The organism is Stutzerimonas sp. S1, assembly GCF_025966695.1.
Taxonomy (GTDB): Bacteria; Pseudomonadota; Gammaproteobacteria; order Pseudomonadales; family Pseudomonadaceae; genus Stutzerimonas.
This window is the reverse complement of sequence record NZ_JAOEIY010000003.1, coordinates 311642-337946: the sequence shown is the minus strand read 5'-3', so window position 1 is coordinate 337946 and position 26305 is coordinate 311642. Positions and strand designations below refer to the sequence as shown.

The window sequence follows — 26305 nt, the reverse complement described above, 5'->3', positions numbered from 1 at the left end:
AAAGGGGCAGGCCCGCTAGCCTGCGTGCGTAGGCGACCAGATAGACGGTTGCGGAGGTCGCCCGAGAGCAGCCGACAGACAGAACAGCGTGACGAGGCCTTCAAATCCCAACACCGCGGGACCTTCCAAGCTCCCAAGAAACCGAATTACCCCGTGCCGTCGCGGCAAGCTGCTGACCCAGGCGCGGCTCAATGACAGGTTTCCACGGCACCAAGCTGAACGCCTTGGCATCCTCCAACAGGGCGTAACGGCCACTGGCGAGCATGACGCTACGGCGATAGAGGCCGGCCACGCGCTGGCCGTCTTTCAGCGGCCGGTACGTCAATCCAGTTTCCGTGGCGACCTGCTCAGCTACCCGGGTGAGCTCCCGGTTACGTAGCGTCGCCAAGAGATTGCGCGACAGAACCACGCGCTGAGCCTGACGCTCGGCCAGCCCCTGCTCCACGAGGAAATCGGCGCGTTGGTGCAAGGCCTGCTTCACCTCACCGGCAAAGCCGAGGTCACCCAGCCCTCGCTCGCCGCCGATCAGTTGCTGATCGAGCCAGGTGGCACCGATCACGCGAGCTTGCCGTTCAATCGGCAGATGGGATTTCAACTGGATGACCACCCCACCCAAGCGCTTGGCGTCGTACTGGCGGCCGCGCTCGGGTAGATCGGCCGGCACTTTCCACAGTCCGTCCGCCAAACGTTCAACGATGCCCGCCCGACGCAGCGCTTCGAGTCGCCGCACATGGGCTGCGACGAGTTCCTGTGGGTCACGGTTACCGTTCGCCTGGCCCTTGGTGATCGCCAGATGATGGTCGCAACGGTACAGACCATCGCCCGCGAGTGCGGCGATGGTACGGTCCGTCTCCCGTATCTTGGCCGAGCCGCGTACGCTCACCACCGAGCCGGTCGGGTAGTTGGCCAGTTCGTCGCTCGCACTGAGGGAGACGTAGTGCGCTTTGCCATCCAGACCATCGACGACCAGATAACCTCGGTCACCGAGCTCATCGGATAAGCCTTTGGCGACCACCCGCCCTGTGACTGCAACCCCGTCCTCTTTTGGCGCGAACACGGCCAACTCGCGCGACCGTCCGCTCATGGCACGCTGCAGGGTGCGAATGATGTCGCCCCGTTCACCCAGGGTGCGCAAGGTTGTCTGCGCGTCGGTCTGAATGGACCATGTCCCGGGCCGGACCTCTTCAGCCAGTCCCATTTGCTGTAGTCGCTGGAGACGGCCAATCAGCGCCAGGCGCTGGCGTTGCAGCGGCGGCTGGTTAAAGCGTTCGATTCGCAGCGTCCGCTCAGGCCCGGCTTCCAGGCACAACGTGCGATCCAGGCTCGTCCAACGCTCCTGGTTCACCTCACGTTGCAAGGATTGCTGAAGTTCCAACTCGGTGCGGGGGCCGAGCCATTCGGTGGCCAGTTCGGCGGCCCGACGGCGGAAGCCGTGGGCGATGTAGTCGCTGGCAATGATGAGGTCCTTGCCGGTGTCATCGCGTCCTCGAACGACGAGGTGTGTATGCGGGTTGTCGGTGTTCCAGTGGTCTACCGCCACCCAGTCCAACCGCGTACCCAGGTCAGCCTCCATACGTCCCATCAGCTGTCGGGTGTAGGTGCGCAAGTCGTCAAGTTCAGCCCCGTCCTCCGGTGCGACAATGAAGCGAAAGTGATGGCGATCATCAGCACAGCGCTCCCGGAACGCGCCCAAATCAACCTCATCCGTCTGTGGTCCGTAGGCTCGGCCTGCTTCGCCGTCGCGGCCCGCGCCATCACGCTCGATATAACCCAGGTGCTTGGCCAATGATTGCGGGCTAACCTGGCGCTGGTTGACCAGCAGGGTCTTGATGGTCACCCGGCGTGAGAACGGTGTGAGCGAGGCGCCTGCGAAGCGCGCTGCTGTTTGCCCTCGCCCCAGCCGCGAGCCGGGCCGCTGACCAGCGTACCGGCCCTTGCCACTGGCCAAAGCCGGACGGCGTACAGCCGACTTTCCGCCAGCCTTGCCAACCTGCCTGAGCACCTTGGAAACGAAGCCCTTATCGCGACTCTTCGGCGCACCAGGGCGAAGGCGAAAGTCATCATCGCGGCGGTCGGTCATGACGGTGACCTCAGCAAGCAGAGGCGAAGCCCGGCGTGTGAGGCACGCAGAAAGGCCAGCATTAGTGCGCCTTGCACGCCATATACGGCACGGCGAAGACGCAGCCGCGTGCCGCACCTCCTCCTCGTGCAGACTGGCGTTGCGACCGTCCGGGTGCCGCCCCCTTTTGTCTTGCCTTCCGCCTTTGCCAGCCGCATATGCTCCAGGCGTCGATGGTCTGTCGCAACTGTGTTGCTCGCGGCGAGGTCGCCGACGGACATCGCAACGGCCGCTAGCTGCTTATGCTCAAGGCAAGACAGCTGCACGCAGGTTGGCTGCGCCGGTTGCAATCCGTAGCTCGATGCGAACACGTCCGTGCTCGCACGACGATACGAAGGCAGGCGCAAGTCCTGCACACGACTTGAGGCGACAGGGAATAGCGAGTCGGCACGCTTCATTGTTCCGACCCCAGCCCAAGCGAATGCGCAATACCGAGCACGGCGGAGGTATCAACGGGTCCGAAATAGCGACTATCGAACGACGCCGGGTTGGTCGGACTCAGCAGAAACAGCTCACCGGGTCGAAGCCGCCGGCATCCCGACCAAGCCTGCAGGCGCCGACCCACCCTGTCTGTATGCAGCGCTACAGCCACGGCAGCGTTGTCGATGTGCACGGTGCGGTCAGCGATGCACACGTGCTGTCCTGCCACTGCGGCCACGCGCTTGAGCAAAGGGACGTCTGTCGGCAGGTAGCCGCGCTGCGCTGCAAGCGTGGCGGCGGCGTCCGGGAGGCGAATCAGCACGATGCGGCCAACAGGCCACGCGTTAGCCTGCCGTCCTGCTGGATCGATTCGATACCAGCCAACCGGCACGCTGTCCGAAGCGTTGTAGACGAACCGGGCATCGGGGCGCATGAAGGCCGACCACGCCAGTGCCGCTAGCCCACAGGCGCTAAGCGCTGCGACCACAAGGCGACCACGGCCTCGTGACGATTGATACAGGTCGGCAATGCTCATCACTGCAGCCCCCGCCTCGTCAGCCAGGCGGAGTGACGCTCGGCGGTGTAGACGGGCATGGCCAGGCGTGCGGCGAGCCGGTTATTCAGCATGCGCCAATACGCTGGTGACACCGTTGTCGGATCGATGCCCTGCGCCTCGATGGCATCAATCAGCGGCAGCACCATGCGCACTGCCGGCTTGCCGATGGCGTGCAGCAGCAACCGAGCCCCAGGCACCACGCCGGCAATACGCTGCACCGCGTCCCGTTGCGTGCATCCCTGCATCACCGTCAGTTGCCAGCTGACCGTGCCGTACTCGTTGGCTTGCCAGCGAACGCGGCAGAAGATGGCGCCGGGCAGGAACACGGCTATACGCCTCATAGGATCCAGGCGGGTAATACGCACCGGATCACCGAAGCGCAGGTAGACCTGGACGCGCAGCGGCACGTGAATGAGCGACACGCGCGTCAGCGACGTCGCGTCAGTCTCGCCGAAACGCATGGCAACAACGGAGTTCGTCGCCGGCGTGGCAGTAATTGTTTGTACAGTCATCCTGTTTTCTCCGGAAATTCGCGCTCCAAGAGCCCCCGCAGCAACTCGGCCACCGTCATGCCTTGGGTGAATGCCGATACCTTGATCCGGGCGCGCAACGCCGGGGTGATGTCGAGGGTCAGGCGCGCGCTGTAGAGGTCGCGCCTGTGCACGACGTTGGCGTCCCTCTGACGAACCCAGGCTTCGGCATGCGGGTCCGCGTGAGGACGCACGCCGATGGGCGTGCGTTTGTCGCCAACTCGGGTCATGCCGACCACCCCAGCAGCTCGTCCACCAGGGCAGTGATTTCGCGCGCGGCGGCGCTGTCGGGTGCCGTCTCGCAGGCAAGACGGCCCGACGCCACACTGTCGGCGAAGACAATGCGCTGGCGAACCTCAGCACGTAGCGCCGGTATAGGCTGCTCCGCCAGCGCCTGACGCGCTTCACGGCCGATGATGGTGGTGCTGATGCGCCGGTTGATGACAAACGCTGCCGCCAGCTCAGGGCGAAAAAGCTGCGCCTCGCGGATCAGTGCGACCATTTCGTCGCTGGCCCACAGGTCATACGGGCTGGGTTGTACAGGGATGATGACGCGGTCAGCGGCCAGCAGAGCAGAGCGTGCAAGCGCCGCGATCCGGGGTGGTCCATCAATTACGACGTGATCAGCGCGACGGGCCAGCTCAGGCGCTTCCTGGTGCAGCGTTTCACGGGCTAGTCCCACGGCACTGAACAGCTCGGGCAGGCCCTGTTGCGCGCGCCGTTGCGCCCAGTCCAGCGCTGAACCCTGCGGGTCGGCGTCTAAAAGGACGACATGCTGACCGCGCAATGCGAGTTCACCTGCGATATGTGTCGCTAAGGTGGTCTTGCCGACCCCTCCTTTCTGATTGAGCAGCGCAACGATCATGGCCTGGCCCTCCTCACCCAGGAACGGGCCAGCGCGTGCCATCTTTCGGTTGTCCACCGAAACGGGAGGCGCCTATAAAAAGTTAGAGCTTTTAAGTTAGAGAAGTTAAGGGACGCTGGAGACCGCACCAGCCCTGGCCTACAGCGGATTTGACACGCCTGATAGCACGATAGGGACACGCCCGATAGCACGATACCCGACACGCCTGATAGCACGAGCCCGTCCACAGGTTGTACCGCGACTATCCCCGTGCCGTAGACGGCACGGGCCGGAACGTAAGCAGTTCGGTTCTGCTCTCCGGGATCTGCTCGATGCCCAGCACATAGCCCGGCAACGACTGCCGCGCCACCAGGGCACGCAAATCGCAAGCGAAGTCGTAGGGCCTCGCGGTACTTCCTGACTTGCGATGCAGATGCCTGAAATCGAACTGCCAACCATCGGGCTGCTTGCCGCCGTGCTTGCGAACCAAGCGATATAGCCAACGTTCGATCCCTCCGGTGAGCCGGAAGTAGGCGGGGTCGATGGTCAACACCAACGCTGCATCTAACACACCCGCGAAGAACCAGTCCGGCAGGATCAGTTCGATGCCCAACGGCGTACCTCGAGCGTCGGCCAGTTCCTTCCACTCGTTGATCCAGGAAAAACGATGCAGCCGCCGCCCGGTCGTCTCGCGAATAGACGTGGCCACCGTGGTCGACTGCAGGCGATCCAAAGCCGCCTTTAAGCGCTGATAGTCGCGCAGCGACACACCGCGCCCGATGAAGCGCAAGATCTCGTAGGGCGTCGCGCGCATCAGCCGTGACGGAGCGATGCCGGCATCGCGAGCCGCCACGATCTGGCTGGCCGCCCAGATCAGGATGTCGGCATCCCAGATTGTCGCAATGCCATATTCCTGAGTGCCCTCCACGCGGACCGTGACGCCAGCCGTGCGGAAGTCGATTGGCGTCGTACGCCGCGACTTGGATAACGAGAAGAACGGATGTGCCATCAAGTCCTGGCTGTCGCGCGGCGCCATGTCGCCTGGCAGCGCGCGGAACAGGTCGAGCTGGGCACGCTCGTGCTCCGAGCTGGCCATACGGCCGCCAGTCAACGCGCACGGCTGTCAGCCGAGTGCTGCTCGGCATATTCAGGATCGGAGGTGGCCTCGAAACTGTGCTGGTCGGCCCAGGCATCGAGGTCGACGATGGCATACATGACACGGCGACCGAACTTGCGAAAGCGCGGGCCACCGCCGATCACACGTTGCTTTTCCAGCGTACGTGGCGACAGGCGAAGGTAGGTGGCCGCCTCTTCGTTCGTGAGGTAGCGCTGCGGCTGGACAGCAGCAAGTTGCATCGATGTGCCGGGCGCAGCAGCACGCTGCACAGGAGCAGGTCGCATAAGGTAAACCTCCAGCATTCAGGACAGTCGGCCGCACCAGTGCAGCCGGATGGAGCCAGTCTCAGACAGCTGGGCTCCCCTGCTCAGGGTCGTTTTGGTGATGGCTCGGAACGGCCCTCCCCTGCAGGTCGAGCCGTGCCAGACGCCGATAATCATCGAGCATTAACCTTCGGCCTCGCCGGACCAAGCGGCGAACCTTCGATCGCAGACTCGCGTCGGCATGCCAGCCCTGTGTTACCGCCGCGGAACCAAAGAGGCACAAGGCGACCTCCCGTAGAGAGGCACCCGCCAGGCTGGCATCCAGCGCTTGCAAAGTGTGCAGTTCAAGCAAGGCGGTGGCGCTCGGCCTAGAAAAAGTCTGTGCGAGTGGCGTGGTATGGGATCCAGCGGCCAGTTCGTTCAGCGCTTCAGTCATGACGCGCGCACGAGCCCCTGGTAGGCGGCCTGGGCGCATGGCGACAACGAACGCGTCGCCATCTTTCAGGCCAGGCGCCATTGCCAGCCTGATCCGGCAGCCGGAAATACTGGTGGCCACGCGCAGACATAGACCGTCATGGACTAGGCCCTTGCGGCCCGGAATGCGCCAGAAATTAAATGCTGCCGCGTCGGGTGTGGAATAAACGTCGGGGTGGAGCTGGACCAGCCTTGGATGGTCGACAAGCCAGAGCGGATGCGCGTCGCGGGCGTCCAACCCCGGATCTTCCAGCACACGCAAACCCCAGCGGTGCGCGGTCGCAGCCCGGCGCACGCAGTCTTGCCAGTCACGCCGGTACTCCGGGTTTCTGCGCAGGTACTCCCAGGCAAGAGCATGCTCATCGAGGTGCAGAAGGTAGAGATAGGCCGCGGTGGGACACTTCTGCTCGGCGTTGCGATGAGCCATCGGCCAACCTCCCTGCTTCGAGATAGCCGCCCCTGGCTCGCAACGGAAAAACGACGGCCGCTATGCGAAGCCGATAACGCCGGAGCGCCAGCCGAGCCATCTGTTCGCGACGCGACTCAAGGACGTGCAGTGCTGAGCCATCCTGCATCGCTTGGGGGTTAAACGATGATGACCCGATAGGTCAGGCTTACGTCCGTAGAAGACAGAAACACCGATTCAGACACTGGCGGTCTGACCGCTTACGGTTAGTCACAATTACGCTTTTGGAGGGATGGGTTTGTGCACGAAACCGCCGAGCTGCCGATACGGGTTTGTGCATCGCTCCAAATGAACGAACCCGCCTACGGACGAAACCGTAAAAGAGCAAAAGCGGAAACCCGGCTTTGCATGTTTCTGTAAAGATGTAAAAAGCGCTTTGACGTTTCTGCCCGAAACGGCCACCGATACTTTCTGAAAAAGCACGAAAACGTCATTGCAATAAAACGATTTCCCCCCATTCAGGCGCGACCGATCGAGCGAGGCCTGAGCAGAGCCAGCTAAAAAGCGGCCAGAATCGAGTACGCCGGCGTGGCCGAGCTCTGGAACGTATTGCCGCGCTGGATAGCATTGTTCACGACGCCGGCACGTTCGGCTGTAGTTCCGTAACAGTGCCCCGCCACAACGGGCGGGGCGATGAGGTGGTCAGGCTACCGACTTGCTGCGCGACCAGATCAAGTTGTGCGTACCGTTCTCGTCTTCTATCAGACGGGCGTAGATCGTTGCCGGAAACGAAGGATCTTCCAGGGTCACGGACAGGTATGCCCGATCGGCCTGGCTGACTTTCTCCCATGCCGCGCCGATGTCGTAGCCACCGGCCGTCTGGATGCGATAGTCGGGGGCGTTTTCGCTGCTCCTGTCGTTGGGAACGAACTTGACCTTGACGTTGAGCGTCAGGGTGCGAACAGTGCCGGTGAAGCCGTCGTTCTGTGCGGTGAAAGTGCCGATGTTGGCCATGGTGATTTCTCCTTTCGGGGTACCAAGGTCGCGCCCATCGCGTCCTTGTTGTGAACCGGCAGACGGAGGTCGGGCTGGCCGCACCGCACAGCGGCCGCAACAACGTGGAGGACCGAGAGGCGCACAGAATTTGTGGGTGAGGAATCCGCACAGCGGAGGGGAAATTGTTTGCGCCGAACGGTTGCTGCCATGAAGCCCGAGGCACAGCCGTACCACCGTCAGGATTCACGACGAGCCAAGGACGCAGCGGGGCGAACTTTCCCCAAAAGGAGATGGGCCGATTCGGTCTTCCCGCGTGACGGCTTCACCGGCCTGCTCCTTGATGCTGGCAAGGTCAACACCCCGACGACCGCGAGAACGTCCCTGACACAGCCTGCTGCAAACGGACCTGAGGCATGGGCTGGACGTGCTTTAGCGAAGCCGAGCGGCTTGTTCGTGGCCCATCCTTCGCGTTCCAAAACCATGAGCCGTCGGCGTCGGAGATGGTGCTCACACGTACCCTGTCGCAGCAAGCCCGGGCGTGGCTCAAAGCGTTTGACCAAAGAGCGATCGACTAATCTTTTGACTATCACTCATGATCGGCAGGAATCGGCCCAGGCTGTGTGAAAACGCATTCCCGTTTTGAAGTCTGGGTCCCTACGTAAAATCTGACGGAGCTTGGCTGTTCAGCAGACCTGGATTTTTCGTAGCGACGCGATTTTGGGGTCAGTTCAGCTGGCCGCATCCAGGCAGAAACGTTTTTACACAACCTGGGCCAAAAGCGGACGTCGCTGATCTGCCGTCAGGGCTCGCCTCTACAGATACTTGCTGTAGAACAGATCGAGCTTGTCCTTTGCATTCGTGGCCTTCGAAAGCACTTTGTGAATCCCCTCAGTTTTCCTAGACGCGCTTGGAGTGTCGCGATCATCCGCCAGAGGAAGCTGGCGGCCAGAGATGCACGATGACGCTTACAGCGGGTTGCCGGTAAAACTGCGTTGTTATATTCCTCTAACAACACTATATTTACCTAACAACCTACGCTTGGGGTTTTGCCATGAACAGGACTGAAAAATGCATTTTCGAGCTGCATTTTGCCGAGTTGTACCACACCGGAATGACACTAGTTCCGGCATGGAAGATCCTTCATCTATTTGGAAAGGATGGGGGACGAATCACAAAGCCATTCATCCGAGATGAGATTTTCGCCCAGTGGAATGACTACATCGAGGGGGTTGACTACATCCACATCTCCGCCACTTTGGTCCGTGCTGATCATGGCGTTGCCAAGCCAGCAGCTTATCTCCTTACGCGCGATGATTTCCGCTACACCGGTACTAATTCCGACGATGCAGATGAAGACTAAAGCTGCCTATGCCAGGTCAGGCGACGAATCGTTGAGGCCGCTCATTTACTTCATCTCTAGCCGCATCTGAGTACCTGCGCACCATGGCTGATCGAAAAAATATTCCAAAAGAAACGAAGCTACGACTCTTCTCGGAGGCGGCAGGCTACTGCCAGCACCCCGACTGCCTCCAGCCTCTTTTCCCCAACGCAATGGGCGGAGACAAGCATATAGCCGAGATGGCACATGTGATTCCGCATGGAGAAACTGGCCCGCGCCACGAAGACAGGCCCACCGGAGCTTTTGAGGCTGACTCCTTTGAAAACCTGATCTTGCTGTGTCCGACCTGTCATACGGTTATCGACAAGGATCCTGACGGATACAGTAGGGCTACCCTACTAGATTGGAAAAGCAATCACCTGGTCGCCCTGGCACTTAAGCAAGGAATTCGTGCCTACGACGAAAGAGGCCAAGTTAGGGTAGCCGTCACTGCCGCCATGGCCGAAAACAAGGCCATTTGGGAAGAATTTGCCCCCGTCGATGGCTCCAGCTTTGAATACGATCCTGAATCTGAAACTGCTGTGACGTGGGGACAGAGGATGCGAAATGTCATTCTTCCTAACCATTTCCGCATTCAAGCCATCATCAAGGCAAATCTGAACCACATGACGGATGCCGAGAAGCACACATTCGCTCGATACCAGGAGCATGTTCGAGGCCTTTCAGAGCGTCATGTGTGCGGTGTCTTCGGTGGCGCTATTCGGTATCCCGCAGAAATGGACGGAATCTTCGCATGAGCTGGCAAGTGAACTACGCCTTGGAATACATCCGGCAAAATCGGAAGGTTGCGTCCGCAGAGCAAGTCCGCGGGGACGCCATCCGGATTACGATCCAAGAGCAGCCCGACGTAGTTGCGGTTATCTCAGCCGCCTACACGATCACAGCCGCACTGGCGATGCAGTACCACACAGATTTTCCCAACATGGATTTCCTCTGTGGATATCGAAAGAACTGCGTGTGGGAAGGCGGTGCGATCAGCTACCTAGAAACCAACGGAATAGGATGGGGAAGCTCGGGCACCCTAAGCACTGCCATTCACGAGGACAGCGTCAGAGCTGCCTCCCATAAAGACTATTTCTTCTCGTATCGGCTCATCAGCCAAATGAGAGAAATTACGCACATCGATAGAGAGTTTGATCGCGTCTTCACGATGACACTCGCCAGTGGGAATACCTTTAGGGTAGGCATGATCATGGAGTACGAGCCAACAGCCAATGCCGTTCGCACCCTCTGGGAACGATTCGGTCGCATCGATGTTGCCTGGCACATCAACCCCAACGGAAATCCCACTAGGAGCGCCATCGATGCCGGGCGAAGCCTTGGATGCGAGGTAATGACGTGGGACGAACTGAAGGCTCTGCTGCGAAGCCGTTGATGACGGCATGTGAAGTCGCGAAACACCTGCTCCAAACCTGCCAATCACTGCGGGACTTCGAGTCCTTCATGTTTGGCTCATCGCTGTTGGGTGTAGGCAGCGATTTTGACATCTTGATCGTTGGCCCGGCCGGCGACCCGCTGTGCCGGCTGAAGGCAGAGTTGAGGCATGCAGGCCAGGAGTTACCGCTCGATGTACTGTTTATGCTGCCGGCAGAGGTCGAGGAGACGGGATTTGTTTCGAGCGAGGGGTGCATTAGCCTTTCGCAACTGGCCGAGTCCAACTGACTGAATCGCCCCAGGTAGTCTAGACACATTCGGAGTGTCTGCTCCTGGCCGATTCTGTTGAAAAAGTCCCACCGCGATTTTTGCCCATGAAAGAGCGTTAGCGACGTTGAAATCTGGTTCGCCAGAAAACTGAGCTGTATTAGTTTTTACGTAGCAGCGCCGGAATCGAGCAATTTTTGAGCTGCCGAAAAGCAGCTCTCTCAAAAACCGACTTTTTCAACAGAATCGGCCGATGTCCGCCGTTCGTCATCGGCCGCATGGGTCGGTCGAGAGCTACCCCGCGACTCTGCAAGCTTCAACACGCCCATCTCCCTACTTACGCCCCAGCACGTTTGCCCTCTCAAAAGCCTCGCGCTAGACTGACCTGGTCGCGGTAAATGCCGCGGCCGGGTGTAGCAACCTGAGAAAACCAAGGGCGCAGTTGCGCCGTAGCGCACAGTCGGTACTTGTACCGCGCTGTAGCGACGCTATGGCGGACCGTGCGGGGCAGGCTTCGGCCTGGCCGGTTCCCTTGGTTTCCGGTTTGCTACCCCCGTGCGGTCCGCCACCCATAACCGCGTAGCAACGGCGGGTGACGGCTCCTTAACCAAACCAAGGAGCACCAAAATGCGCTATTCCCTTTTTACGCCCGCGCCCCGCCTCGTCGTTTTATCTACTATTGGCTGTTGTGCCACTTCGCGTCGCGAGGTGCGCCATGACTAAGCAGCCTTCCAATCTCCTGCCCTTTCCTTCTACTGCCCGTTCGGGCTATTCGGCAGCCGTTTCGTTGCCTGGTCCACTAGCCGACGCAGAAATGCGCGCCGAGATGATCCGGGGGCTGCTCTGCCAGCTTACCGACAACGGGGGCGCTCAGACCCTCGATCTGCGTGCTCACTTACTGAGCTATGCAGCTCAGGAACTGCTCGACGAGATGGTCGTGCTGTATCGCCGCGCACTTGGGGCGAGTGCGGCGCACGGCTGATTGCTCTGGGCCGCCCGCTGCGGCGGCCAATTCTTTCTTTCGCTGGCATTGTCAACACAGAAAGCCAGTTCCCATGCCAAGCACATTGGTATACGCCGCCACGAAACACCCATGATTATCGCCGAGTTCGGCAATCCAAGTTCTTTTCGCTACTAACGAAACTGCCATAAAATATGGCTGTACCATCCTTTAAAACGAGACGCTCGTGACCCTGACTGATGCGACCATCGCACTTCTTCTTACCGCCAAGCTCCACGGCACGAATGCGGCAGTAAAGGCCACTGCCAAGCGTTGCTCCCAAGCTCTCCCCCGCAGCAAACGCGACCTCATGTTTACCGTGATGAACAGTCGCGAGCCCCTGAAGCTCGTCGGGCACATCGCTCAAAACTTGGACCAATAGCGTCTTCGGTAGCAGTCGGCTGATCCGAGGTCTCGATTCAACTCTCCGTGGCGGAACACCACGCACGGTTACGACAACGTTCGAAATATATGAGGGGCCGACCGCCCGACGGCCCCTCCGGGTGGGCTTCAGGCTTTCAACTGGCGCAGGCCATCGGCCAGAAGCCACAGGGCACGGTTCAGGCGTAGGTCCTGGTCGATGCCCTGCACGGGGCGGGTACGCTGACGGCGTCCGCTATTGCTGCGCCCGACCAGACCGCCACGAATGAGGTTTTCCTGGGTTCGGTTGAACACGCTCCAGAGGTCGGCTCGGTTGTCGTCGAGACGGCGCGGGGCCAGCACCTGCCGTTCGGTGATCGGCGCCGGCTTGGCGTGATCGTCATACTTGAGAGCCAGCGCGGCACGGGCGAAGACTTCGGCCTCGCCGCCATCCAGGGTGACAGCGCGCATGGCCTCGCGCGACACCTGCGCCTGCTCGAAACCGTGCAGTACTTGGTAAGCGCCCTCGATCACCTGGGCGGCCACGTCGCCTTTATGCGGCACGCGCGCGTCCGCTACGGTGTCGCCGCAGACTAGGCCGTTCTGGCAGACGAAACGGAACATGCCGGCCAGCATCTGGTAGCTGCTGGTGCCGTCGTGCGAATTCAGCAGGATGATTTCATTGGCCTCGCCTCGGGCATCAATCTGGCTGGCATGACGCAGGCGGATCATGTGCTTGGTGAATTCGCGCCGGTCGTCCCGGCGCACCCGGGTCTGACACACCATGAAGGGCTCGAAGCCCTCGCCGCGCAGCTCCTGCAACAGGGTCGCGGTCGGGATGTAGCTGTAGCGCTCGGAGCGGCTTTCGTGCGGAGCCTCGGCGAAGATGGACGGGGCCACATTGCGAATCTGCTCATCCGACAAGGGGGATTCCGAGCGCAGCACCGGGGAGCGGTACGAGAAGTTGGAAGCAAGTTGCATGGTCGTTCTCCTGACAAGGTTTGCTGTTCAACCCCCACCGGATTCCTAGATTCGGAGCCCGCTTTCGGCTCTTCCGGTGGGGTCGGCACGAACACCTGGGCTGGCCTCGTTGCCACCGTCTTTCCTGAGTTCATCGCCCGCGACGGTCAGGAGCACGCGGACGGGTGCCGTCAAGGAAGCAAGCGCCGGGAGGGTGCGGCCCGCAGGCGCAGCCGAGGACACGGCCCGGCGCGCCTTGAAGGCGCGAGGCCGCGCGCTACAGTCGCGACAAGGTGATGAAGTCAGGGAAAGACGGATCGACAGGCAATGGCCGCAGCATGGGCAACGGCCTTCGCAAGCGCAGCGCGCAGGCCCGGAGCAGCCGGGCCGAAGGCATTAGCCGAGCACAGCGAGGGAACGATGGAAGCCCAAAGGGCGAGACTTGCGCAGCGAGGCTCGATGCGCAGCACGACAGCGCGCCCGGCCATAGGCGGGGATGCCCAAACAGCTGAAGTACCTCAGAGCCGGTCAAGCAATGTGGTTTGGGGTACCGACACACCCAGCAAGGTCAAATAGGCTGAAGCGACTTCAACATAAAGGATGACACATGCCTACAGCGCAGACCACCACCCCGCAGCAAGTCTGCGAAAACATCCTGATCGGCGAAAAGCGCTACAACACCGACCCGCGCCGCGTCTACAGGAACGCGGCCTTCGCGAACCGACTTCTTCAAGGCATTGTTTGCTGCCGTTGAGGAAAACAGCGCACAGAGCGGGGGACCTCTGCCCGACGATTTTCGGCTCAGCGATGGTGTGCTCGCCTCGTTGGCGAATTGCGCGCTGGACTTGGGGCCGGATGAGCTTGCGGACAGCACCTACGTAAAACGACTTCGCCAACGCCTCCGCGACAAGTGGTGTGTGCCGGCCGCCTTGAGTGGCGCAGCACAAAGATGGCCGAAGCCCCCTGCAAAGCAGGAAGAGGCATTACGGGCACGCAGCTACCCCAAAAGTTCTCACGGACGCAATCAACAACATTTAGAGTCGTACCAGCTATGCAGGCAATACACATATCCGCCCAGGCCCCGCCGGATGTGGCAGCCACAACGATCTGTAGCCAGGCGGGTCAGATGCCGCGCTCACGCACTCTTAAGCAGGCTGTGTAAAACGTTTTGCATGGGATACCCTATCAGCACGAATCAACGATGAAGCTGCGAACTGAACGATGGGTTTTGAACTACTAGCAGAGCTACGAGACCGCCTACGAGCTGAAAAGGTGCAGGAAAAGGCTGATGCTACGCAGCAGCGTATGCAGAAGCCTTCTCGGAAGACAGAGCCTCGCGAGCAAGATCCTGCGGTGGAAGCGATCTGGCGGTTGCAGAAGCGTTTTCCATTGGCTTTCCCGGTCAGTCCGGCCCCCAAGGTACCCCTAAAGGAAGGGATTCTCCAAGATGCTGAGCAACACCTGGATCTGCTCGGAATAACCAAGGAACAGCTCAAACAAGGCATCGCTATCTGGTGCCGAGGAAGTCGCTACTGGGCATGCATGACGGAGAATGCGCCACGCATGGACCTGAATGGTCAGGCGGTTGGCGTGGTGACGGCGAACCAGGCGCTGCACGCGAAGCAGCAAGCTAAGCGGCAGCGCGGCCAAGCACGACGTAGTCAAAAAAAGCCAAAAGAGCGTATGCCGGATAAGGCCGCCGATTCCGCTGTGGAACGGGTAGCGGATGAAAAACAAGTGGACTCCATGCCGCCCGCATTCGACGGCGCAGCAAAAAAGGGGGCCGAAGCCCCCTGCGGCTAGAGCAAGCCCTGCTCTGCGAACGAAACCGTTGCCTCGCCGCCCACTATGATGTGATCCAGCGTGCGTACATCCACCAGCGCCAGCGCCTCCTTGAGGCGCTGGGTCAGCACCTTGTCCGCCTGGCTTGGCTCTGGATTTCCGCTCGGATGGTTATGCGAGAAGATCACCGCCGCAGCGTTAATCCGCAACGCCTCCTTCACCACTTCGCGCGGATACACCGAAGCCTGATCGATGGTGCCGCGGAACAACTCAACGTACTCAAGCAACCGATGTTTGCTGTCCATGAACAGCGCTGCGAACACCTCGTGCTCGAAACCGACCAGCTTGGTACTCAGGTAATCTTTGACCACTTCCGGTGCGTCAAACAGCGCCCCGCGCTGGTACTTCTGATCAATCGCCTGACGCGCCACGCTCAGGATCTGATCTACAGATGCCGGCAGGTAGCGCCCCTGTGCGTCACGCACCAGCAGCATGGCATCGAACGAGGAAAAGGAAAGTTGCGACATAGTCGTGCTCCGGTTGCTCGGGCGGAATTGCCCGGAACCGGCACCAGCACGGCGCAGCGCAGCTGTCAGGGGTCAACGACGACCGCCAGGACGCCAGCGTGCAAGGCACGCGCAGCCCTTGACGGCGAGAACGCCGTGATACGGTGAAGGGAACAGCAAGACCGCCCCCCATTCCACCCATGCCACGGATCGAGGCAAGCGGAGCGCGCAGGCCCTCAAGGGCCGAAGACATCACGGATCAAAGCCGAATGGCCGCGACCCGGCACGAGGCGCGGGGCGCAGCAGCCCGCGAGCCCGACGGCGGATCGCCGGATGCCTCAAAATGGGAATCCCTCAGACAATAGAGCGAAAACGTGAGGTCGGACGGCGGAAGATCATTTAGCAGCTTTCGGCCAGAAGCGGACGAACGCCCTTTCAGAGACTCAACAGGGACAGGACTGACAGGTGAACTGGATAGAACCAGTATCCCCATCGCCCAACAGGCCATGCACGAAGAGAACTGGACTGCCGCAACAAGGCAATGGCCAAGTGGGCTGCGGCACCAGCCATGACGAGCATCGCCAGTGTCTCCGGCGTGCCCCCCAAACCGACCAACCAGCGATTACTACCCACAGGGACAGACCATGGTTTGGCTTGAACAATATAGGTAGAAGCGAAATTAATCGTGGTCTGTCCCCGATTATGCAAGAGCAACGTCGATGCGGTGGAGCGGCTTTCGTCGCTCAAGGGTATGACCAAAAGGGCATTGGCCGGCGATTAGGCGGCGTCATTCCTTTCACTGAGAGGGCATTGCGGTGCGCAAGCATCAATTGCTAGGCACGCCGAGGAGTGGCTAGTCCCTACTTGGTTAGCTTGGGCTCGGTTTGGCATGGGCCGTAAACGGCATAGACAGCGCGCCTTCGGCGCTCTTTCTGTTTTCGGGCGCTGGAGACCTGAGATGATTATCTGATATTCGTTTCTGGATGGATATACAGTTCTTGCTATAGCTTCGCTATGAAACTATGGAAGACCATCCAGAGAAGGATCTCCAAATGTTTGTCCTCAAGCACGCCATCATCCACAGCTTCACCAAAGAAGCTCACACCGACGTAATTGGTAAGGTCGTCAAAAAAGACATTGTTCTAGATACCGAGAACCGGGCACTAATCGCGTTGGCGCAAGGAATTAATGGTCTGATTGGCACCACTGGCAATAGCGTTGTTTATGGCCAGTTTTCCAATGACGAGCGACAAGGGCCTTTCCCTGCTGCCTTTGATGCGTACACCGGCAACCTGCCTGACGCTACAGCATTTCTTTCGCTTTCACATCTCGTGATGGATCAACTGGTCGAGCAGGCAGCAAAGCGCGTGCTGTCGACCGGTGGCCATATCCTGTGCGCTCTATATGAATCCCAAGGCTCCCAGTTCTTCCTGGTCGCCAGCATGAAGCAGAGGGGGGGCATCCAGCTCGATGAGAACTATGTACCCAAAGAGATTCAGGAAATCGATCTGAATAAGGTCCAGCAGGCTGCCCGTATCAACGTCAATGACTTTGCATACATCACGCACCAGCTTGCTCAGGAAGAGGCTGAAATTGAGGATGACGCGGAGGCTAAAGAAGCCTTGGAAGAGCGTATTGATACGACTTACCTGTGCTTCGTAAGCCGCGGGAGAGACAGCCAAGCGTCTGACTATTTCATCTACGCGCTTGGGTGTGCGAAAGGCGTTGCATCTGGCAGAGCTACGAAAGGAGCAGTCGATGCTGTCGTCGCGTTCTTTCAGTCCAAGCCAGCGCTAAAGGGGTTTAGCTACAAAGCCAAAGAGGCGGTAATTAAATACCTCGAAAAACAACTGGAAGATAAAAAGTCAGCGCGACTGGATGGTGTTTGCCTCGCGGCTGTAAAGAATGTGCCCGAGGACCTCGCTGAGCATATTGAAGGCATTAAGGATTTCCTTAATGATGAGAAATATAAGGTTCCGGTAGAGTTCTCTGTTAACGCAAAAGGCCTTAAAGAGAAGACCCGAATTAAATCTGAGGCTGCAAGTTGGTCCATTCAGTTCGAGCGCGGCGCCTTAGGCAAAGAGGAAGTTGCAGATGTGTTTTATGATGAAAAAACTAAAAAGTTAATCTTGACTAACTTGCCTGACTCGCTAATATCTCTGATTGAAGAAGAGATAGCAAGCAGGGATAAATAATGTTCGCCAAGGTCGTTGATTTATACAGATCAACAGGTCGTAAGCCAGTTGTAGATGGCGCCTTTTCCTATGAAGGGGGTTACGACAAAGGCCTTGCGGATAAGCTTGAAGCGCTGAAAGAGCTACCTCAGCACTTCGGCCGTTTTTTGGAAGTGGAGACCTCACCTGAAACAGGGTGCTCATTTACTTTTAAGTTACCATCTAATGAGCACGGTAAGTTCTTTCCAGATATCAAGACGCTTTTGGCTGGTAGCACCTCTATTAATAAGGGCGTGTTTCCTGAAAACATCTACATAGTAGATCTGAACTGGATGTTTTCAGACAAGAATGCACCTGGGCCGATAGCAAACCTCAAGAAGGTCTGTAGGCTGGTGCATCTGCTCTCGGAGCTGGCGATAGGGGTCGATCGGGAGACGAATCGGGCCTTTTTCAATCTGTTTTTCGCCCTACCTCAAGATGGAGTGAAGCCTCCGCGCACGTTCCTAATTGCTACCAAGGTTACTCCTGAGATGGCAGAGGTACGGCTGAATCATTTGGACCTGCTGGAGCAGATTCTCCACCCTAAAAATTCCAGCAAGCCTAACCTACTTGAGCGCGTGATGATGTTCAGGCTGTCCATAGCTGATGTTTTAGATGCGGCCGGGGACTGTGGTGACCCATTCATGATTGTAGTTCAAGAATGGAGTAAGGTTCTTTATCAATACCGAATTAATCTTCAGTCTTATGTTCATGGGTTCTCATTCGAGAAAGTTCGGCAGGAGGTCGCTCGCGCTGAGCTGGAGTATGCGAAGAGCTTAAGCGAAATTCTTGGTGATATTGCAGGTAAGCTACTTGCGTTGCCTGTGTCTATCGCCGGGATTTTATTGGTATACAAGAGCAATGACCCCTTGGAAGTGTGGGTGCTATCTGTTGGATTAGTCGTTGTTTCGTTCATTCTGCTGTCAACGATTAAGAATCAGAAGCTTCAGGTAAAGAGGCTTCAGCACAGTTTTACCATGGCTTTTGAAGGTTTTGAGTCTAGGATGAATACATACCCTAGAAGAATTCAGGAGCTGCTTGCAGAAACCGCAACCCAGCTTGAGGTGCAAGTAAAATCGTTAAATAATACTTTCGAAATATTGGGCAAGGTGTCATGGTTGCCCGTATGGGGCGTTGCGGTAATTCTTGCAACCAAGGTAGTACTCTTTTTCATTGAGTGACCGCTATCGCCTGATAGCGTGCGGAACATCGCAGGGCCTCCAGCCCGCTAAAAAACGTCTGAACAATCGGCATAGACCACGGTATTGGTTCTGAGGGGGCGGCTTTTGGCCGTTAGGTGCCTTCTTGAGTCGGGGGTATCCCTTCAGTTCCCGTTTAGTCCGCTGTCGCGCGTCAGAAGGCGGCGCTTCCAATGGATTTCTTTCTGCTTCATTTCGTCCTTCCCTGTATGTTTATCCGCAATTTCGAGAATGCTGAACCTGAAATTTTCTGCGAATTTTTTGCCACGCTTGTTTTGCAGATCTCGTATGCGGGTATTTCCACCATGCCCGTTATTAGAGTAGTTAACCCAGCGATCCCACAAACCGCCCGTCCCGGTCGCGGAGCCTACGTATAGCTGATGCTCGCCTTCAGTACGGTCAGATATGAGATACACACCTGCTACGCTGGAAAGCGCTGTTTTCCAAGATTCCAGACCTTGTTTGACGATAATGTTCAATTCCCTATGAGATATATCTACTTCCTTGAAGCCGGGAAATTTTCCGACTGTCATAGGCTTTTCCAGCACCGATGATACAACCATGCTTTTCAGGCACGTTTCCAGCCAGAGATAGTTACCTCGTGGTTTCGTGTAGTCGAGTATTAAGCGGCCTTCCAGCTCGGCAAATTCAGGTACACGGCGGTAGTCGTACACAAAGTCACGACTCTCTCTACTACCCTTCAATTCGTTGACCTTGAGTGAATCGTACACACCAGCCAGTAACCATTTTTTGGTGCCGGGTAGTTCGACCAGACCAATCACGTAATCGCATTCGAAGTTCCTTCGGGACTGCCATGACTGCCAATCGTCAAAATCGCCCGCAAGGTATACGTCCATTGGGTGTTCGAACCCATTGTGTTGTGCAAGATGCACCTTTGTTTTTTGTATTGTGAGTGACGGCAGGATGCTGCTTAGGAGTTTCATAAGCATGGATGGTTGGCTCTGCTGGAAGGGACTGCGTGCCCCAAGGATTCCATGGCAGCGCTAAGGCCGTCCAGATCGTCTTTCACGTAGTTTTGATTGGTATAGACCTGATGGCTAGGTACATCAGCGTTTGGCCGGAAGCAGCCGGATATGACTAACCGTTTCTGGCTGGTAGCCGTCGCTGGGGAACGTCCGCTTATGGCCGGTAGCTGCCAGTCGTGACCGGCTGCAATTGCCCGTAAGCCTTCGTGGTGGTGTTGTCCTTCGCTCGCTGGCATCAACTGAATCCCGCGACTACAAAGGCATTGCAGATGGATCTAGGTTTCGTTCCTCTACGCTGCAACAGGTTGTCTCGATAGGTACCGAACCGCACCATGCCGCTTCCGCAGACTCCCTTAGTCAACGTGGAGCCACAATCGCCTATGCCCAGCTTACTGATTTCTAAAAACAGCGAGCCACTGCCCATTCCAGAGACAGACGGCTACGACGTGCTACCACAGTTTCCGAAGCAAAGCCCCCTACCGTTTCGGCGCACCATCCGGCGACAAGAGCTAAGACAGATCATCCCTCTGTCCGAAACGACCATCTACGAGATGGAGCGTCGTGGCGAGTTCCCTAGACGCTTTAACCTGACACCGCGTTGCGTCGTATGGGACTTAGCTGAGGTGGAGGCGTGGATCGAGGAGCGCAAGCAGGCGCCTCGTAAAAACATCAGTGGCCCGGATGTCCGCCTACGGAAAACCCGCCCGGTTCGGTCGAGCTCAGATTAGGTATGCGGCCGATGCAGGCCTCAGCCAACTAGAGCTTCCAGCTCCGTAGAAGTCGAGCGAGGTAGACGCCGACTTTCCTTCGCCAGATTGACCTGCAAAGCCACTTGAGCCACCTCCAGAACATCCCAGGCCAGCGAGTAGCTGCCCTTGGTCTGCAACCAGGCCAGCACGTCCGCCAGGTGCCAGATTGACGCACTGCCCTCGTGCACCGGTGCGGGGAAGCTGCCCGGATTGGCCAGCATCAGCTTGCGCATGTTTTGTCGCGATACCCCAACCATTTCGGCCACGTCGGTTAGACCGACCAGATCAGGGGCGACCTCGATCAACCTAGCTGAGGGCACTGCATGGCGCACATCGGCCAGTGCACTGCGCACAGCCGCATCCGCACTCTCCGCCTCTCGAGTGAACTCCAGCGCCAGCCGACCCGGCTGGCCGATGCCGACCAGGGCATCGTCGCAGCCCGCTTCGCCAAGGCGCTCGACCAGAATATCCGGGGTACGGTCATTGTCGGCGAGCTGGTATTTCAGGGTGAATGTGTATTCCATCGTGCTACTCCTCTGCATCGTCGGCAGTATCCTGCTGCTTACGATGCGTGGTGCAGTTGTCCACCACGCGGCGTAAGGCGCGTGCTTGGTTGCTGGGGTTCTTCGGCGTACTCCACACGCTGGTGATGCAGAACTCGCCGCAGCGACATTCCTCGTCGTTATAGGGACAGTAGATCCGCCCCCAGGCGTGACTGCCGCCAACTTCGATGCGCCACCCCTGCCCTTCGGCATGTTTAAGCGCTTCTTCGATCTCTTTCTTCGGATGTGAAGGACGGGCCATGGATAGTCTCCAGTATTCGTATGATTCGACAGGTTGTCAACTGACAACCTGCCCATTCCTTTATACGGCTGCACTCAATACCGGCACGGACACATTGTCCGGCAACAGCTTCGGCAGGTGAGTCCGACCATCGATCCAGGCATCAACCATGTCTGCCCACTCTTGCAACATGTGGCGCCGCTGCTCCGCGTACTCGGCCTTGTTGTAGACCGAGCGCGAGGAACGCCCGTCCTCATGCGCCAGGCACTTCTCAATCCAGTCACCGTTGAACCCCACTTCGTTGAGTAGCGTAGAGCCAGTCCTGCGCAGGTCGTGCACCGTAAACGGCTCCAGCGGCAACCCCGCCTCCTTGGCCCGCGATGCGATCAGTTGCGTGATTCGGTTCAAGGTCGCGTGCGACATGCAACGGTGGATGTCGTAGCGAGAGGGCAGGACAAACCTCGATCCTGCAGCACACGTATGCAGTGCCACGAAGATATCCAGAGCCTGGCGCGACAGGTGAACCACGTGGGGATTGCGTCCCTTCATACGCTGCTTGGAGATCGTCCACGTGGCGTTCTCAAAATCCACCTCATTCCAAGTAGCTTCGATCAGCTCGCTTTTACGCACCAAGGTCAGCAGTACCAGGCGCAAGGCCAATCGAATGGTGGGGTACGCCGCAATCGACTCCAACTGGTGAAAAGCCAGGCGAATCTCGGTCGGGGTCAGCGCTCGGTCTTTCGGCACGAAGGTGGCGATCGATGCGGCCTTAACACCGTCGGCCGGATTCTCCACTTTCTCACCGTGCAGGATTGCAAACGCAAAGACCTGCTTCACGATGTCGCGAACGTGAACGGCTGTGGCCGGCGCCCCGCGACCCTTCACCCTGGAGCAGAGCGCACGGAGATCGTCTGCGGTGATTTCGGTCAGGAGACGGTTCTCGAAGACCGGCAGGATGTCGCGATCAATGATGCTCTTGCGCATGGATCGCGTGCTGTCGGCCATACGCGCATCAGCCAGCCATCTCTTCAGCATCTCACCAAACGACTTGGCAGCAGTCAGACGCCGCTTGGCTCGCTGCTTTTCCAAGGAAGGAGATATGCCTTGAGCAACCATTCGCTTGGCATCCAGCAGCTTTTCGCGCGCCATGGCCAATGAAATCCCCGCTGGTCCATATCGTCCGATGGTCAGCGTTTCCCGGCGTCCGTTGAGACGGTAATCGTAGCGAAAGGTGACGGTACCGCCGGGCGATACCGTTACGTACATTCCGTCGCGATCGGAAGCCTTGTAGGGCTTGGCTTTGGGCTTGAGATTGCGCAGTGCAGTGTCGGTTAGCATCGAGGTTTTTCCTCCGGTTCATGACGGCTTTTACCGTCAAGGGCCAGGAGACCTGCTGATGCCGGGAAAGCCGTATGGCGCAAGCTTTCCGGAGGAGAGATTTACCGTCAAAGACCGGTTTGGTCTCGATAGTAAACGGGAGGGTCCGAATCCGGGCATCGGTTCTTACCGTTACCAGTACCGCCAAACCATCCCGCTGCCTGGCGATAGCTACCGATAGGTGCCGCGACGTATTTTATTATAAATCAACACGTTACAGCATCTTATCGATAGGTACCGATAATCCCCGAAGGACCTGATATCACTCCCACTCGATGGTCGCTGGCGGCTTGCTCGAGACATCGTAGGTGACGCGGGAGATGCCCTCGATCTCGTTGATGATGCGGTTGGACACCTTCTCCAGCAGCTCATAGGGCAGGTGCGCCCAACGCGCCGTCATGAAGTCGATGGTTTCCACCGCGCGCAGGGCGACGACCCAGGCATAGCGACGGCCGTCACCGACCACGCCCACGGACTTCACCGGCTGGAACACTACGAAGGCCTGACTGGTCTTGTGGTACCAGTCGAAGTTGCGCAGTTCCTCGATGAAGATATGGTCGGCGCGACGCAGCAGGTCGGCATACTCCTTCTTCACCTCGCCGAGGATGCGCACGCCCAAGCCGGGCCCCGGGAACGGGTGACGGTAGACCATATCGTAGGGCAGACCGAGCTCAAGGCCGATCTTGCGCACCTCGTCCTTGAACAGCTCGCGCAACGGCTCAACCAATTGCAGATTCATCTCTTCTGGCAGGCCGCCGACGTTATGGTGGGACTTGATCACGTGGGCCTTGCCACTCTTGGCTCCGGCCGACTCGATCACATCCGGATAGATGGTGCCCTGGGCAAGGAACTTGATGTTGTCCAGCTTGCTGGCTTCGGCATCGAACACGTCGATGAAGGTACGACCAATGATCTTGCGCTTCTTCTCCGGGTCCGCCTCGCCTTCGAGGTTGGCCAGGAACTGCGCTTCGGCGTCGGCACGAATCACCTTGACGCCCATGTTCTCGGCGAACATGGCCATCACCTGATCGCCCTCGTGCAGGCGCAGCAGGCCGTTGTCGACAAATACGCAGGTCAGCTGGTCACCGATCGCCCGATGCAGCAGCGCGGCGACGACCGAGGAATCCACCCCACCGGACAGGCCGAGCAGCACGTTGGCGTTACCGACCTGGGCGCGCACCTGGGCGATGGCGTCTTCGACGATGTTGGACGGCGTCCACAGCGCTTCGCAGCCGCAGATTTCCAGGATGAAGCGCGACAGGATGCGGCCGCCCTGGCGGGTGTGGGTCACTTCCGGATGGAACTGCACGCCGTAGTAGTGGCGGGTTTCGTCACCGATGGCAGCGATCGGGCAGCTCGGAGTGCTGGCGATGATATGGAAGCCGGCGGGAATCTCGGTGACCTTGTCACCGTGGCTCATCCAGACGTCCAGGCCGAACACGCCGTCGTCATCCATGTGGTCTTCGATGCCGTCGAACAGCTTCGACTTGCCCACCAGATCGACGCGCGCATAACCGAACTCACGAACGTCCGAACCCTGCACCTTGCCGCCGAGCTGCTCGGACATGGTCTGCATGCCGTAGCAGATGCCGAACAGCGGCACGCCGAGATCGAACACCGCCTGCGGCGCGCGCGGGCTGCCTTCTTCATGAACCGACTCGGGGCCACCGGCGAGGATGATGCCGCGCGGTGCGAAGGCACGGATGTCTTCCTCGCTCATGTCCCACGGGTGCAACTCACAGTAGACGCCGATCTCGCGCACGCGGCGGGCGATCAATTGGGTGTACTGCGACCCGAAGTCGAGGATCAGGATGCGGTGGGCGTGGATGTCAGGATGAGCCATATGGGCATCTCTCGTGGTAGTCACAAATGACACGGGGCCGATCGAACAGCCCCGTTGTTCATGTATTGCAAAATCGATTTGCGGCGTCGCTAGCTATGGGCAGACAACGAGGAGAGAAACGAGAAAGCGGTGTTTGCCGAAGCAAATGAGCATTCCGAGTTCTTCACCAACGCGGCATGACCTGGCGCAGCCGCGTCAAATCGATTCTTCAGCCGACTCGGTAGTTCGGCGCCTCTTTGGTGATCTGCACGTCGTGCACATGCGACTCGGCCATGCCAGCGCCGGTGATGCGCACGAACTGCGGCCGCGAGCGCATCTCGTCGATGGTGGCGCTGCCGGTGTAGCCCATGGAGGCGCGCAGGCCACCCATCAGCTGATGAATGATCGCGGCCAGGGAGCCCTTGTAGGGTACGCGGCCTTCGATACCCTCAGGCACCAGCTTCTCGGCACCGGCAGAGGAATCCTGGAAGTAGCGATCCGAGGAACCCTGAGCCTGGGACATGGCACCCAGCGAGCCCATGCCGCGGTAGGCCTTGTAGGAGCGGCCCTGGAACAGCTCGATCTCGCCCGGGGCTTCTTCAGTACCGGCGAACATCGAACCCATCATCACCGCGTTGGCCCCGGCGACGATGGCCTTGGACAGGTCACCGGAGAAGCGGATACCACCGTCGGCGATCATCGGCACGCCGGTACCTTCCAGCGCGGCTGAGACGTTGGCGATGGCGGAAATCTGCGGCACGCCGACACCGGCGACGATACGGGTGGTGCAGATCGAGCCCGGGCCGATGCCGACCTTGACCGCGTCGGCGCCGGCCTTGACCAGATCCAGCGCTGCCTCGGCGGTGGCGATGTTGCCGCCGATCACCTGCACCTGCGGGAAGTTCTGCTTGACCCAACGCACGCGGTCGAGCACACCTTTGGAATGTCCGTGGGCGGTATCCACCACCACCACGTCTACGCCCGCCGCAGCCAGCGCCTCGACGCGGTCGCCGGTATCGGCGCCGGTGCCGACCGCGGCGCCAACGCGCAGACGCCCCTGGTTGTCCTTGGAGGCCAGCGGATAAGTCTTGGCCTTCTCGATGTCGCGGAAGGTCACCAGGCCGCGCAGATGGAAGTTGCCATCGACCACCAGCATCTTCTCGATACGGTGCTCATAGAGCTTGGTCTTGATCTCTTCCAGGCCGGTACCTTCCTGGACGGTGACCAGCTTGTCCTTGGGCGTCATGATCGCCGCGACGGAATCACCGGCATTCGGCGTGAAACGCAGATCGCGACCGGTAACGATGCCGACCAGTTCCTTGCCGGACACCACCGGGAAGCCGGAGAAGCCCAGCTCATGGGCCTTGCGCAGCAGCTCGCTGATCTTGGTTTCCGGGGTCACGGTCACTGGGTCATGGACGATCGCCGTCTCGTGGCGCTTGACTTTGCGCACCTCGGCAGCCTGCTGCTCGATGCTCATGTTCTTGTGAATGATGCCGATGCCGCCTTCCTGCGCCATGGCGATGGCCAGGCGGGCTTCGGTGACGGTATCCATCGCTGCGGAAACCAGGGGAATGTTCAGCTCGATTTCGCGGGTCAGGCGGGTTTTCAGGCTGACATCCTTCGGCAGAACCTCGGAATATCCCGGGATCAGGAGAACATCATCGAAAGTCAGGGCTTCTTGGCTGATACGCAGCATGGCGGGGGCTCCCAGGCGGGAAAAAGGAAGCGCGGCATTATACCCACGCGAACCATCGCGCTCAATGCGGTTGTGCAGAGCCTCGCGCAAGCTCAAAAACCGGC

General features: G+C 59.0%; 28 protein-coding genes. 11 read left to right on the top strand and 17 right to left on the bottom strand.

Annotated elements, in window-relative coordinates; all coding sequences use genetic code 11:
- Positions 1 to 100 precede the first annotated feature (100 nt).
- The 9 genes from N8H22_RS08370 to N8H22_RS08330 form a co-directional block, all read right to left on the bottom strand.
- A complete protein-coding gene (locus tag N8H22_RS08370) occupies positions 101 to 2080 on the bottom strand; it encodes a relaxase/mobilization nuclease and DUF3363 domain-containing protein (protein ID WP_264590144.1) in 1980 nt (659 codons plus the stop codon).
- A gap of 433 nt (positions 2081 to 2513) precedes the next feature.
- Entirely contained in the window at positions 2514 to 3074 is a 561-nt protein-coding gene (locus N8H22_RS08365) for a S26 family signal peptidase (protein ID WP_264590143.1), read from the bottom strand.
- Positions 3074 to 3556, bottom strand: coding sequence for a DUF2840 domain-containing protein (locus N8H22_RS08360; RefSeq protein ID WP_264590215.1), 483 nt, complete (start codon positions 3554 to 3556; stop codon positions 3074 to 3076). Before N8H22_RS08360 ends, N8H22_RS08365 begins: the two co-directional genes overlap by 1 nt.
- A gap of 47 nt (positions 3557 to 3603) precedes the next feature.
- Complete coding sequence (locus N8H22_RS08355) at positions 3604 to 3855, bottom strand: hypothetical protein (RefSeq protein ID WP_031311218.1); 252 nt, start codon at positions 3853 to 3855, stop codon at positions 3604 to 3606.
- Positions 3852 to 4490, bottom strand: coding sequence for a ParA family partition ATPase (gene parA, locus N8H22_RS08350; protein ID WP_264590142.1), 639 nt, complete (start codon positions 4488 to 4490; stop codon positions 3852 to 3854). Before parA ends, N8H22_RS08355 begins: the two co-directional genes overlap by 4 nt.
- Positions 4491 to 4731: 241 nt before the next feature.
- Complete coding sequence (locus N8H22_RS08345) at positions 4732 to 5565, bottom strand: replication initiator protein A (RefSeq protein WP_264590141.1); 834 nt, start codon at positions 5563 to 5565, stop codon at positions 4732 to 4734.
- Between the two features lie 11 nt (positions 5566 to 5576).
- A complete protein-coding gene (locus N8H22_RS08340) occupies positions 5577 to 5870 on the bottom strand; it encodes a helix-turn-helix domain-containing protein (RefSeq protein WP_264590214.1) in 294 nt (97 codons plus the stop codon).
- 61 nt (positions 5871 to 5931) lie between these two features.
- Entirely contained in the window at positions 5932 to 6750 is an 819-nt protein-coding gene (locus N8H22_RS08335; RefSeq protein ID WP_264590140.1) for a DUF2285 domain-containing protein, read from the bottom strand.
- Between the two features lie 681 nt (positions 6751 to 7431).
- Positions 7432 to 7743 carry a DUF736 domain-containing protein gene (locus N8H22_RS08330; RefSeq protein ID WP_264590139.1) on the bottom strand — a complete coding sequence of 104 codons (312 nt, stop codon included), beginning with the start codon at positions 7741 to 7743 and terminating at the stop codon, positions 7432 to 7434.
- Positions 7744 to 8776: 1033 nt separating this feature from the next.
- Here N8H22_RS08330 and N8H22_RS08325 point away from each other — a divergent pair.
- The 6 genes from N8H22_RS08325 to N8H22_RS08300 all read left to right on the top strand — a co-directional run bounded on the left by N8H22_RS08325 (position 8777) and on the right by N8H22_RS08300 (position 12147).
- Positions 8777 to 9085, top strand: coding sequence for a hypothetical protein (locus N8H22_RS08325; protein WP_264590138.1), 309 nt, complete (start codon positions 8777 to 8779; stop codon positions 9083 to 9085).
- 83 nt (positions 9086 to 9168) lie between these two features.
- Positions 9169 to 9861: an HNH endonuclease signature motif containing protein gene (locus N8H22_RS08320; protein WP_264590137.1), complete on the top strand. Its 693-nt coding sequence runs from the start codon at positions 9169 to 9171 to the stop codon at positions 9859 to 9861.
- Positions 9858 to 10499 (top strand): hypothetical protein, encoded by a 642-nt coding sequence (locus N8H22_RS08315; protein WP_264590136.1) that lies wholly within the window; start codon positions 9858 to 9860, stop codon positions 10497 to 10499. The genes N8H22_RS08320 and N8H22_RS08315 overlap by 4 nt, the downstream gene beginning before the upstream one ends.
- Complete coding sequence (locus N8H22_RS08310; RefSeq protein ID WP_264590135.1) at positions 10499 to 10786, top strand: nucleotidyltransferase domain-containing protein; 288 nt, start codon at positions 10499 to 10501, stop codon at positions 10784 to 10786. Before N8H22_RS08315 ends, N8H22_RS08310 begins: the two co-directional genes overlap by 1 nt.
- A 694-nt stretch (positions 10787 to 11480) precedes the next feature.
- A complete protein-coding gene (locus N8H22_RS08305; protein WP_241283968.1) occupies positions 11481 to 11747 on the top strand; it encodes a hypothetical protein in 267 nt (88 codons plus the stop codon).
- A 205-nt stretch (positions 11748 to 11952) separates the two neighbouring features.
- The gene (locus tag N8H22_RS08300) at positions 11953 to 12147 is read left to right on the top strand and encodes a hypothetical protein (protein ID WP_044316091.1); all 195 of its coding nucleotides are present in this window, start codon (positions 11953 to 11955) and stop codon (positions 12145 to 12147) included.
- A 128-nt stretch (positions 12148 to 12275) separates the two neighbouring features.
- Here N8H22_RS08300 and N8H22_RS08295 read toward each other — a convergent pair whose 3' ends face one another.
- Positions 12276 to 13106 carry a DUF932 domain-containing protein gene (locus tag N8H22_RS08295; RefSeq protein ID WP_044316092.1) on the bottom strand — a complete coding sequence of 277 codons (831 nt, stop codon included), beginning with the start codon at positions 13104 to 13106 and terminating at the stop codon, positions 12276 to 12278.
- A 586-nt stretch (positions 13107 to 13692) separates the two neighbouring features.
- Between N8H22_RS08295 and N8H22_RS08290 the strand changes: the two genes are divergently transcribed.
- Both N8H22_RS08290 and N8H22_RS08285 read left to right on the top strand, forming a co-directional pair.
- Positions 13693 to 13839 (top strand): hypothetical protein, encoded by a 147-nt coding sequence (locus tag N8H22_RS08290; protein WP_255831502.1) that lies wholly within the window; start codon positions 13693 to 13695, stop codon positions 13837 to 13839.
- A 467-nt stretch (positions 13840 to 14306) separates the two neighbouring features.
- A complete protein-coding gene (locus N8H22_RS08285) occupies positions 14307 to 14888 on the top strand; it encodes a ProQ/FINO family protein (RefSeq protein ID WP_080902139.1) in 582 nt (193 codons plus the stop codon).
- Here the strand turns inward: N8H22_RS08285 and radC are convergent.
- Positions 14885 to 15394, bottom strand: coding sequence for a DNA repair protein RadC (radC, locus tag N8H22_RS08280; protein ID WP_255831501.1), 510 nt, complete (start codon positions 15392 to 15394; stop codon positions 14885 to 14887). The genes N8H22_RS08285 and radC overlap by 4 nt on opposite strands.
- 1031 nt (positions 15395 to 16425) lie before the next feature.
- Between radC and N8H22_RS08270 the strand changes: the two genes are divergently transcribed.
- Positions 16426 to 17568 carry a nucleoid-associated protein gene (locus N8H22_RS08270; protein ID WP_264590134.1) on the top strand — a complete coding sequence of 381 codons (1143 nt, stop codon included), beginning with the start codon at positions 16426 to 16428 and terminating at the stop codon, positions 17566 to 17568.
- On the top strand, positions 17568 to 18767 hold the full coding sequence (locus tag N8H22_RS08265) for a hypothetical protein (protein WP_264590133.1): 1200 nt from the start codon (positions 17568 to 17570) through the stop codon (positions 18765 to 18767). The genes N8H22_RS08270 and N8H22_RS08265 overlap by 1 nt, the downstream gene beginning before the upstream one ends.
- A gap of 143 nt (positions 18768 to 18910) precedes the next feature.
- Here N8H22_RS08265 and N8H22_RS08260 read toward each other — a convergent pair whose 3' ends face one another.
- Entirely contained in the window at positions 18911 to 19735 is an 825-nt protein-coding gene (locus tag N8H22_RS08260; RefSeq protein ID WP_264590132.1) for a GIY-YIG nuclease family protein, read from the bottom strand.
- A 368-nt stretch (positions 19736 to 20103) separates the two neighbouring features.
- Here N8H22_RS08260 and N8H22_RS08255 point away from each other — a divergent pair, with 368 nt between their 5' ends.
- Entirely contained in the window at positions 20104 to 20499 is a 396-nt protein-coding gene (locus tag N8H22_RS08255) for an AlpA family phage regulatory protein (protein WP_312842055.1), read from the top strand.
- Between the two features lie 20 nt (positions 20500 to 20519).
- On the opposite strand, the gene N8H22_RS08250 is transcribed toward N8H22_RS08255, so the two are convergent.
- From N8H22_RS08250 to guaB, 5 genes are all read right to left on the bottom strand, one after another.
- Complete coding sequence (locus tag N8H22_RS08250; protein WP_021209457.1) at positions 20520 to 21044, bottom strand: DNA-binding protein; 525 nt, start codon at positions 21042 to 21044, stop codon at positions 20520 to 20522.
- Positions 21045 to 21048: 4 nt separating this feature from the next.
- A complete protein-coding gene (locus N8H22_RS08245) occupies positions 21049 to 21324 on the bottom strand; it encodes a hypothetical protein (RefSeq protein WP_102847618.1) in 276 nt (91 codons plus the stop codon).
- A gap of 60 nt (positions 21325 to 21384) precedes the next feature.
- Entirely contained in the window at positions 21385 to 22641 is a 1257-nt protein-coding gene (locus tag N8H22_RS08240) for a tyrosine-type recombinase/integrase (RefSeq protein WP_104097037.1), read from the bottom strand.
- Between the two features lie 301 nt (positions 22642 to 22942).
- A complete protein-coding gene (gene guaA / locus N8H22_RS08235) occupies positions 22943 to 24523 on the bottom strand; it encodes a glutamine-hydrolyzing GMP synthase (protein WP_264590131.1) in 1581 nt (526 codons plus the stop codon).
- A gap of 208 nt (positions 24524 to 24731) precedes the next feature.
- Entirely contained in the window at positions 24732 to 26201 is a 1470-nt protein-coding gene (guaB, locus tag N8H22_RS08230; protein WP_264590130.1) for an IMP dehydrogenase, read from the bottom strand.
- Positions 26202 to 26305 lie beyond the last annotated feature (104 nt).

What these genes read in the sequence shown, in the direction of transcription:
- N8H22_RS08370 (WP_264590144.1), bottom strand. Translation starts at nt 2,080, where the DNA reads ATGACCGACCGCCGCGATGATGACTTTCGCCTTCGCCCTGGTGCGCCG.
- N8H22_RS08365 (WP_264590143.1), bottom strand. Translation starts at nt 3,074, where the DNA reads ATGAGCATTGCCGACCTGTATCAATCGTCACGAGGCCGTGGTCGCCTT.
- N8H22_RS08360 (WP_264590215.1), bottom strand. Translation starts at nt 3,556, where the DNA reads ATGCGTTTCGGCGAGACTGACGCGACGTCGCTGACGCGCGTGTCGCTC.
- N8H22_RS08355 (WP_031311218.1), bottom strand. Translation starts at nt 3,855, where the DNA reads ATGACCCGAGTTGGCGACAAACGCACGCCCATCGGCGTGCGTCCTCAC.
- parA (WP_264590142.1), bottom strand. Translation starts at nt 4,490, where the DNA reads ATGATCGTTGCGCTGCTCAATCAGAAAGGAGGGGTCGGCAAGACCACC.
- N8H22_RS08345 (WP_264590141.1), bottom strand. Translation starts at nt 5,565, where the DNA reads ATGGCCAGCTCGGAGCACGAGCGTGCCCAGCTCGACCTGTTCCGCGCG.
- N8H22_RS08340 (WP_264590214.1), bottom strand. Translation starts at nt 5,870, where the DNA reads ATGCGACCTGCTCCTGTGCAGCGTGCTGCTGCGCCCGGCACATCGATG.
- N8H22_RS08335 (WP_264590140.1), bottom strand. Translation starts at nt 6,750, where the DNA reads ATGGCTCATCGCAACGCCGAGCAGAAGTGTCCCACCGCGGCCTATCTC.
- N8H22_RS08330 (WP_264590139.1), bottom strand. Translation starts at nt 7,743, where the DNA reads ATGGCCAACATCGGCACTTTCACCGCACAGAACGACGGCTTCACCGGC.
- N8H22_RS08325 (WP_264590138.1), top strand. Translation starts at nt 8,777, where the DNA reads ATGAACAGGACTGAAAAATGCATTTTCGAGCTGCATTTTGCCGAGTTG.
- N8H22_RS08320 (WP_264590137.1), top strand. Translation starts at nt 9,169, where the DNA reads ATGGCTGATCGAAAAAATATTCCAAAAGAAACGAAGCTACGACTCTTC.
- N8H22_RS08315 (WP_264590136.1), top strand. Translation starts at nt 9,858, where the DNA reads ATGAGCTGGCAAGTGAACTACGCCTTGGAATACATCCGGCAAAATCGG.
- N8H22_RS08310 (WP_264590135.1), top strand. Translation starts at nt 10,499, where the DNA reads ATGACGGCATGTGAAGTCGCGAAACACCTGCTCCAAACCTGCCAATCA.
- N8H22_RS08305 (WP_241283968.1), top strand. Translation starts at nt 11,481, where the DNA reads ATGACTAAGCAGCCTTCCAATCTCCTGCCCTTTCCTTCTACTGCCCGT.
- N8H22_RS08295 (WP_044316092.1), bottom strand. Translation starts at nt 13,106, where the DNA reads ATGCAACTTGCTTCCAACTTCTCGTACCGCTCCCCGGTGCTGCGCTCG.
- N8H22_RS08290 (WP_255831502.1), top strand. Translation starts at nt 13,693, where the DNA reads ATGCCTACAGCGCAGACCACCACCCCGCAGCAAGTCTGCGAAAACATC.
- N8H22_RS08285 (WP_080902139.1), top strand. Translation starts at nt 14,307, where the DNA reads ATGGGTTTTGAACTACTAGCAGAGCTACGAGACCGCCTACGAGCTGAA.
- radC (WP_255831501.1), bottom strand. Translation starts at nt 15,394, where the DNA reads ATGTCGCAACTTTCCTTTTCCTCGTTCGATGCCATGCTGCTGGTGCGT.
- N8H22_RS08270 (WP_264590134.1), top strand. Translation starts at nt 16,426, where the DNA reads ATGTTTGTCCTCAAGCACGCCATCATCCACAGCTTCACCAAAGAAGCT.
- N8H22_RS08265 (WP_264590133.1), top strand. Translation starts at nt 17,568, where the DNA reads ATGTTCGCCAAGGTCGTTGATTTATACAGATCAACAGGTCGTAAGCCA.
- N8H22_RS08260 (WP_264590132.1), bottom strand. Translation starts at nt 19,735, where the DNA reads ATGCTTATGAAACTCCTAAGCAGCATCCTGCCGTCACTCACAATACAA.
- N8H22_RS08255 (WP_312842055.1), top strand. Translation starts at nt 20,104, where the DNA reads ATGCCGCTTCCGCAGACTCCCTTAGTCAACGTGGAGCCACAATCGCCT.
- N8H22_RS08250 (WP_021209457.1), bottom strand. Translation starts at nt 21,044, where the DNA reads ATGGAATACACATTCACCCTGAAATACCAGCTCGCCGACAATGACCGT.
- N8H22_RS08245 (WP_102847618.1), bottom strand. Translation starts at nt 21,324, where the DNA reads ATGGCCCGTCCTTCACATCCGAAGAAAGAGATCGAAGAAGCGCTTAAA.
- N8H22_RS08240 (WP_104097037.1), bottom strand. Translation starts at nt 22,641, where the DNA reads ATGCTAACCGACACTGCACTGCGCAATCTCAAGCCCAAAGCCAAGCCC.
- guaA (WP_264590131.1), bottom strand. Translation starts at nt 24,523, where the DNA reads ATGGCTCATCCTGACATCCACGCCCACCGCATCCTGATCCTCGACTTC.
- guaB (WP_264590130.1), bottom strand. Translation starts at nt 26,201, where the DNA reads ATGCTGCGTATCAGCCAAGAAGCCCTGACTTTCGATGATGTTCTCCTG.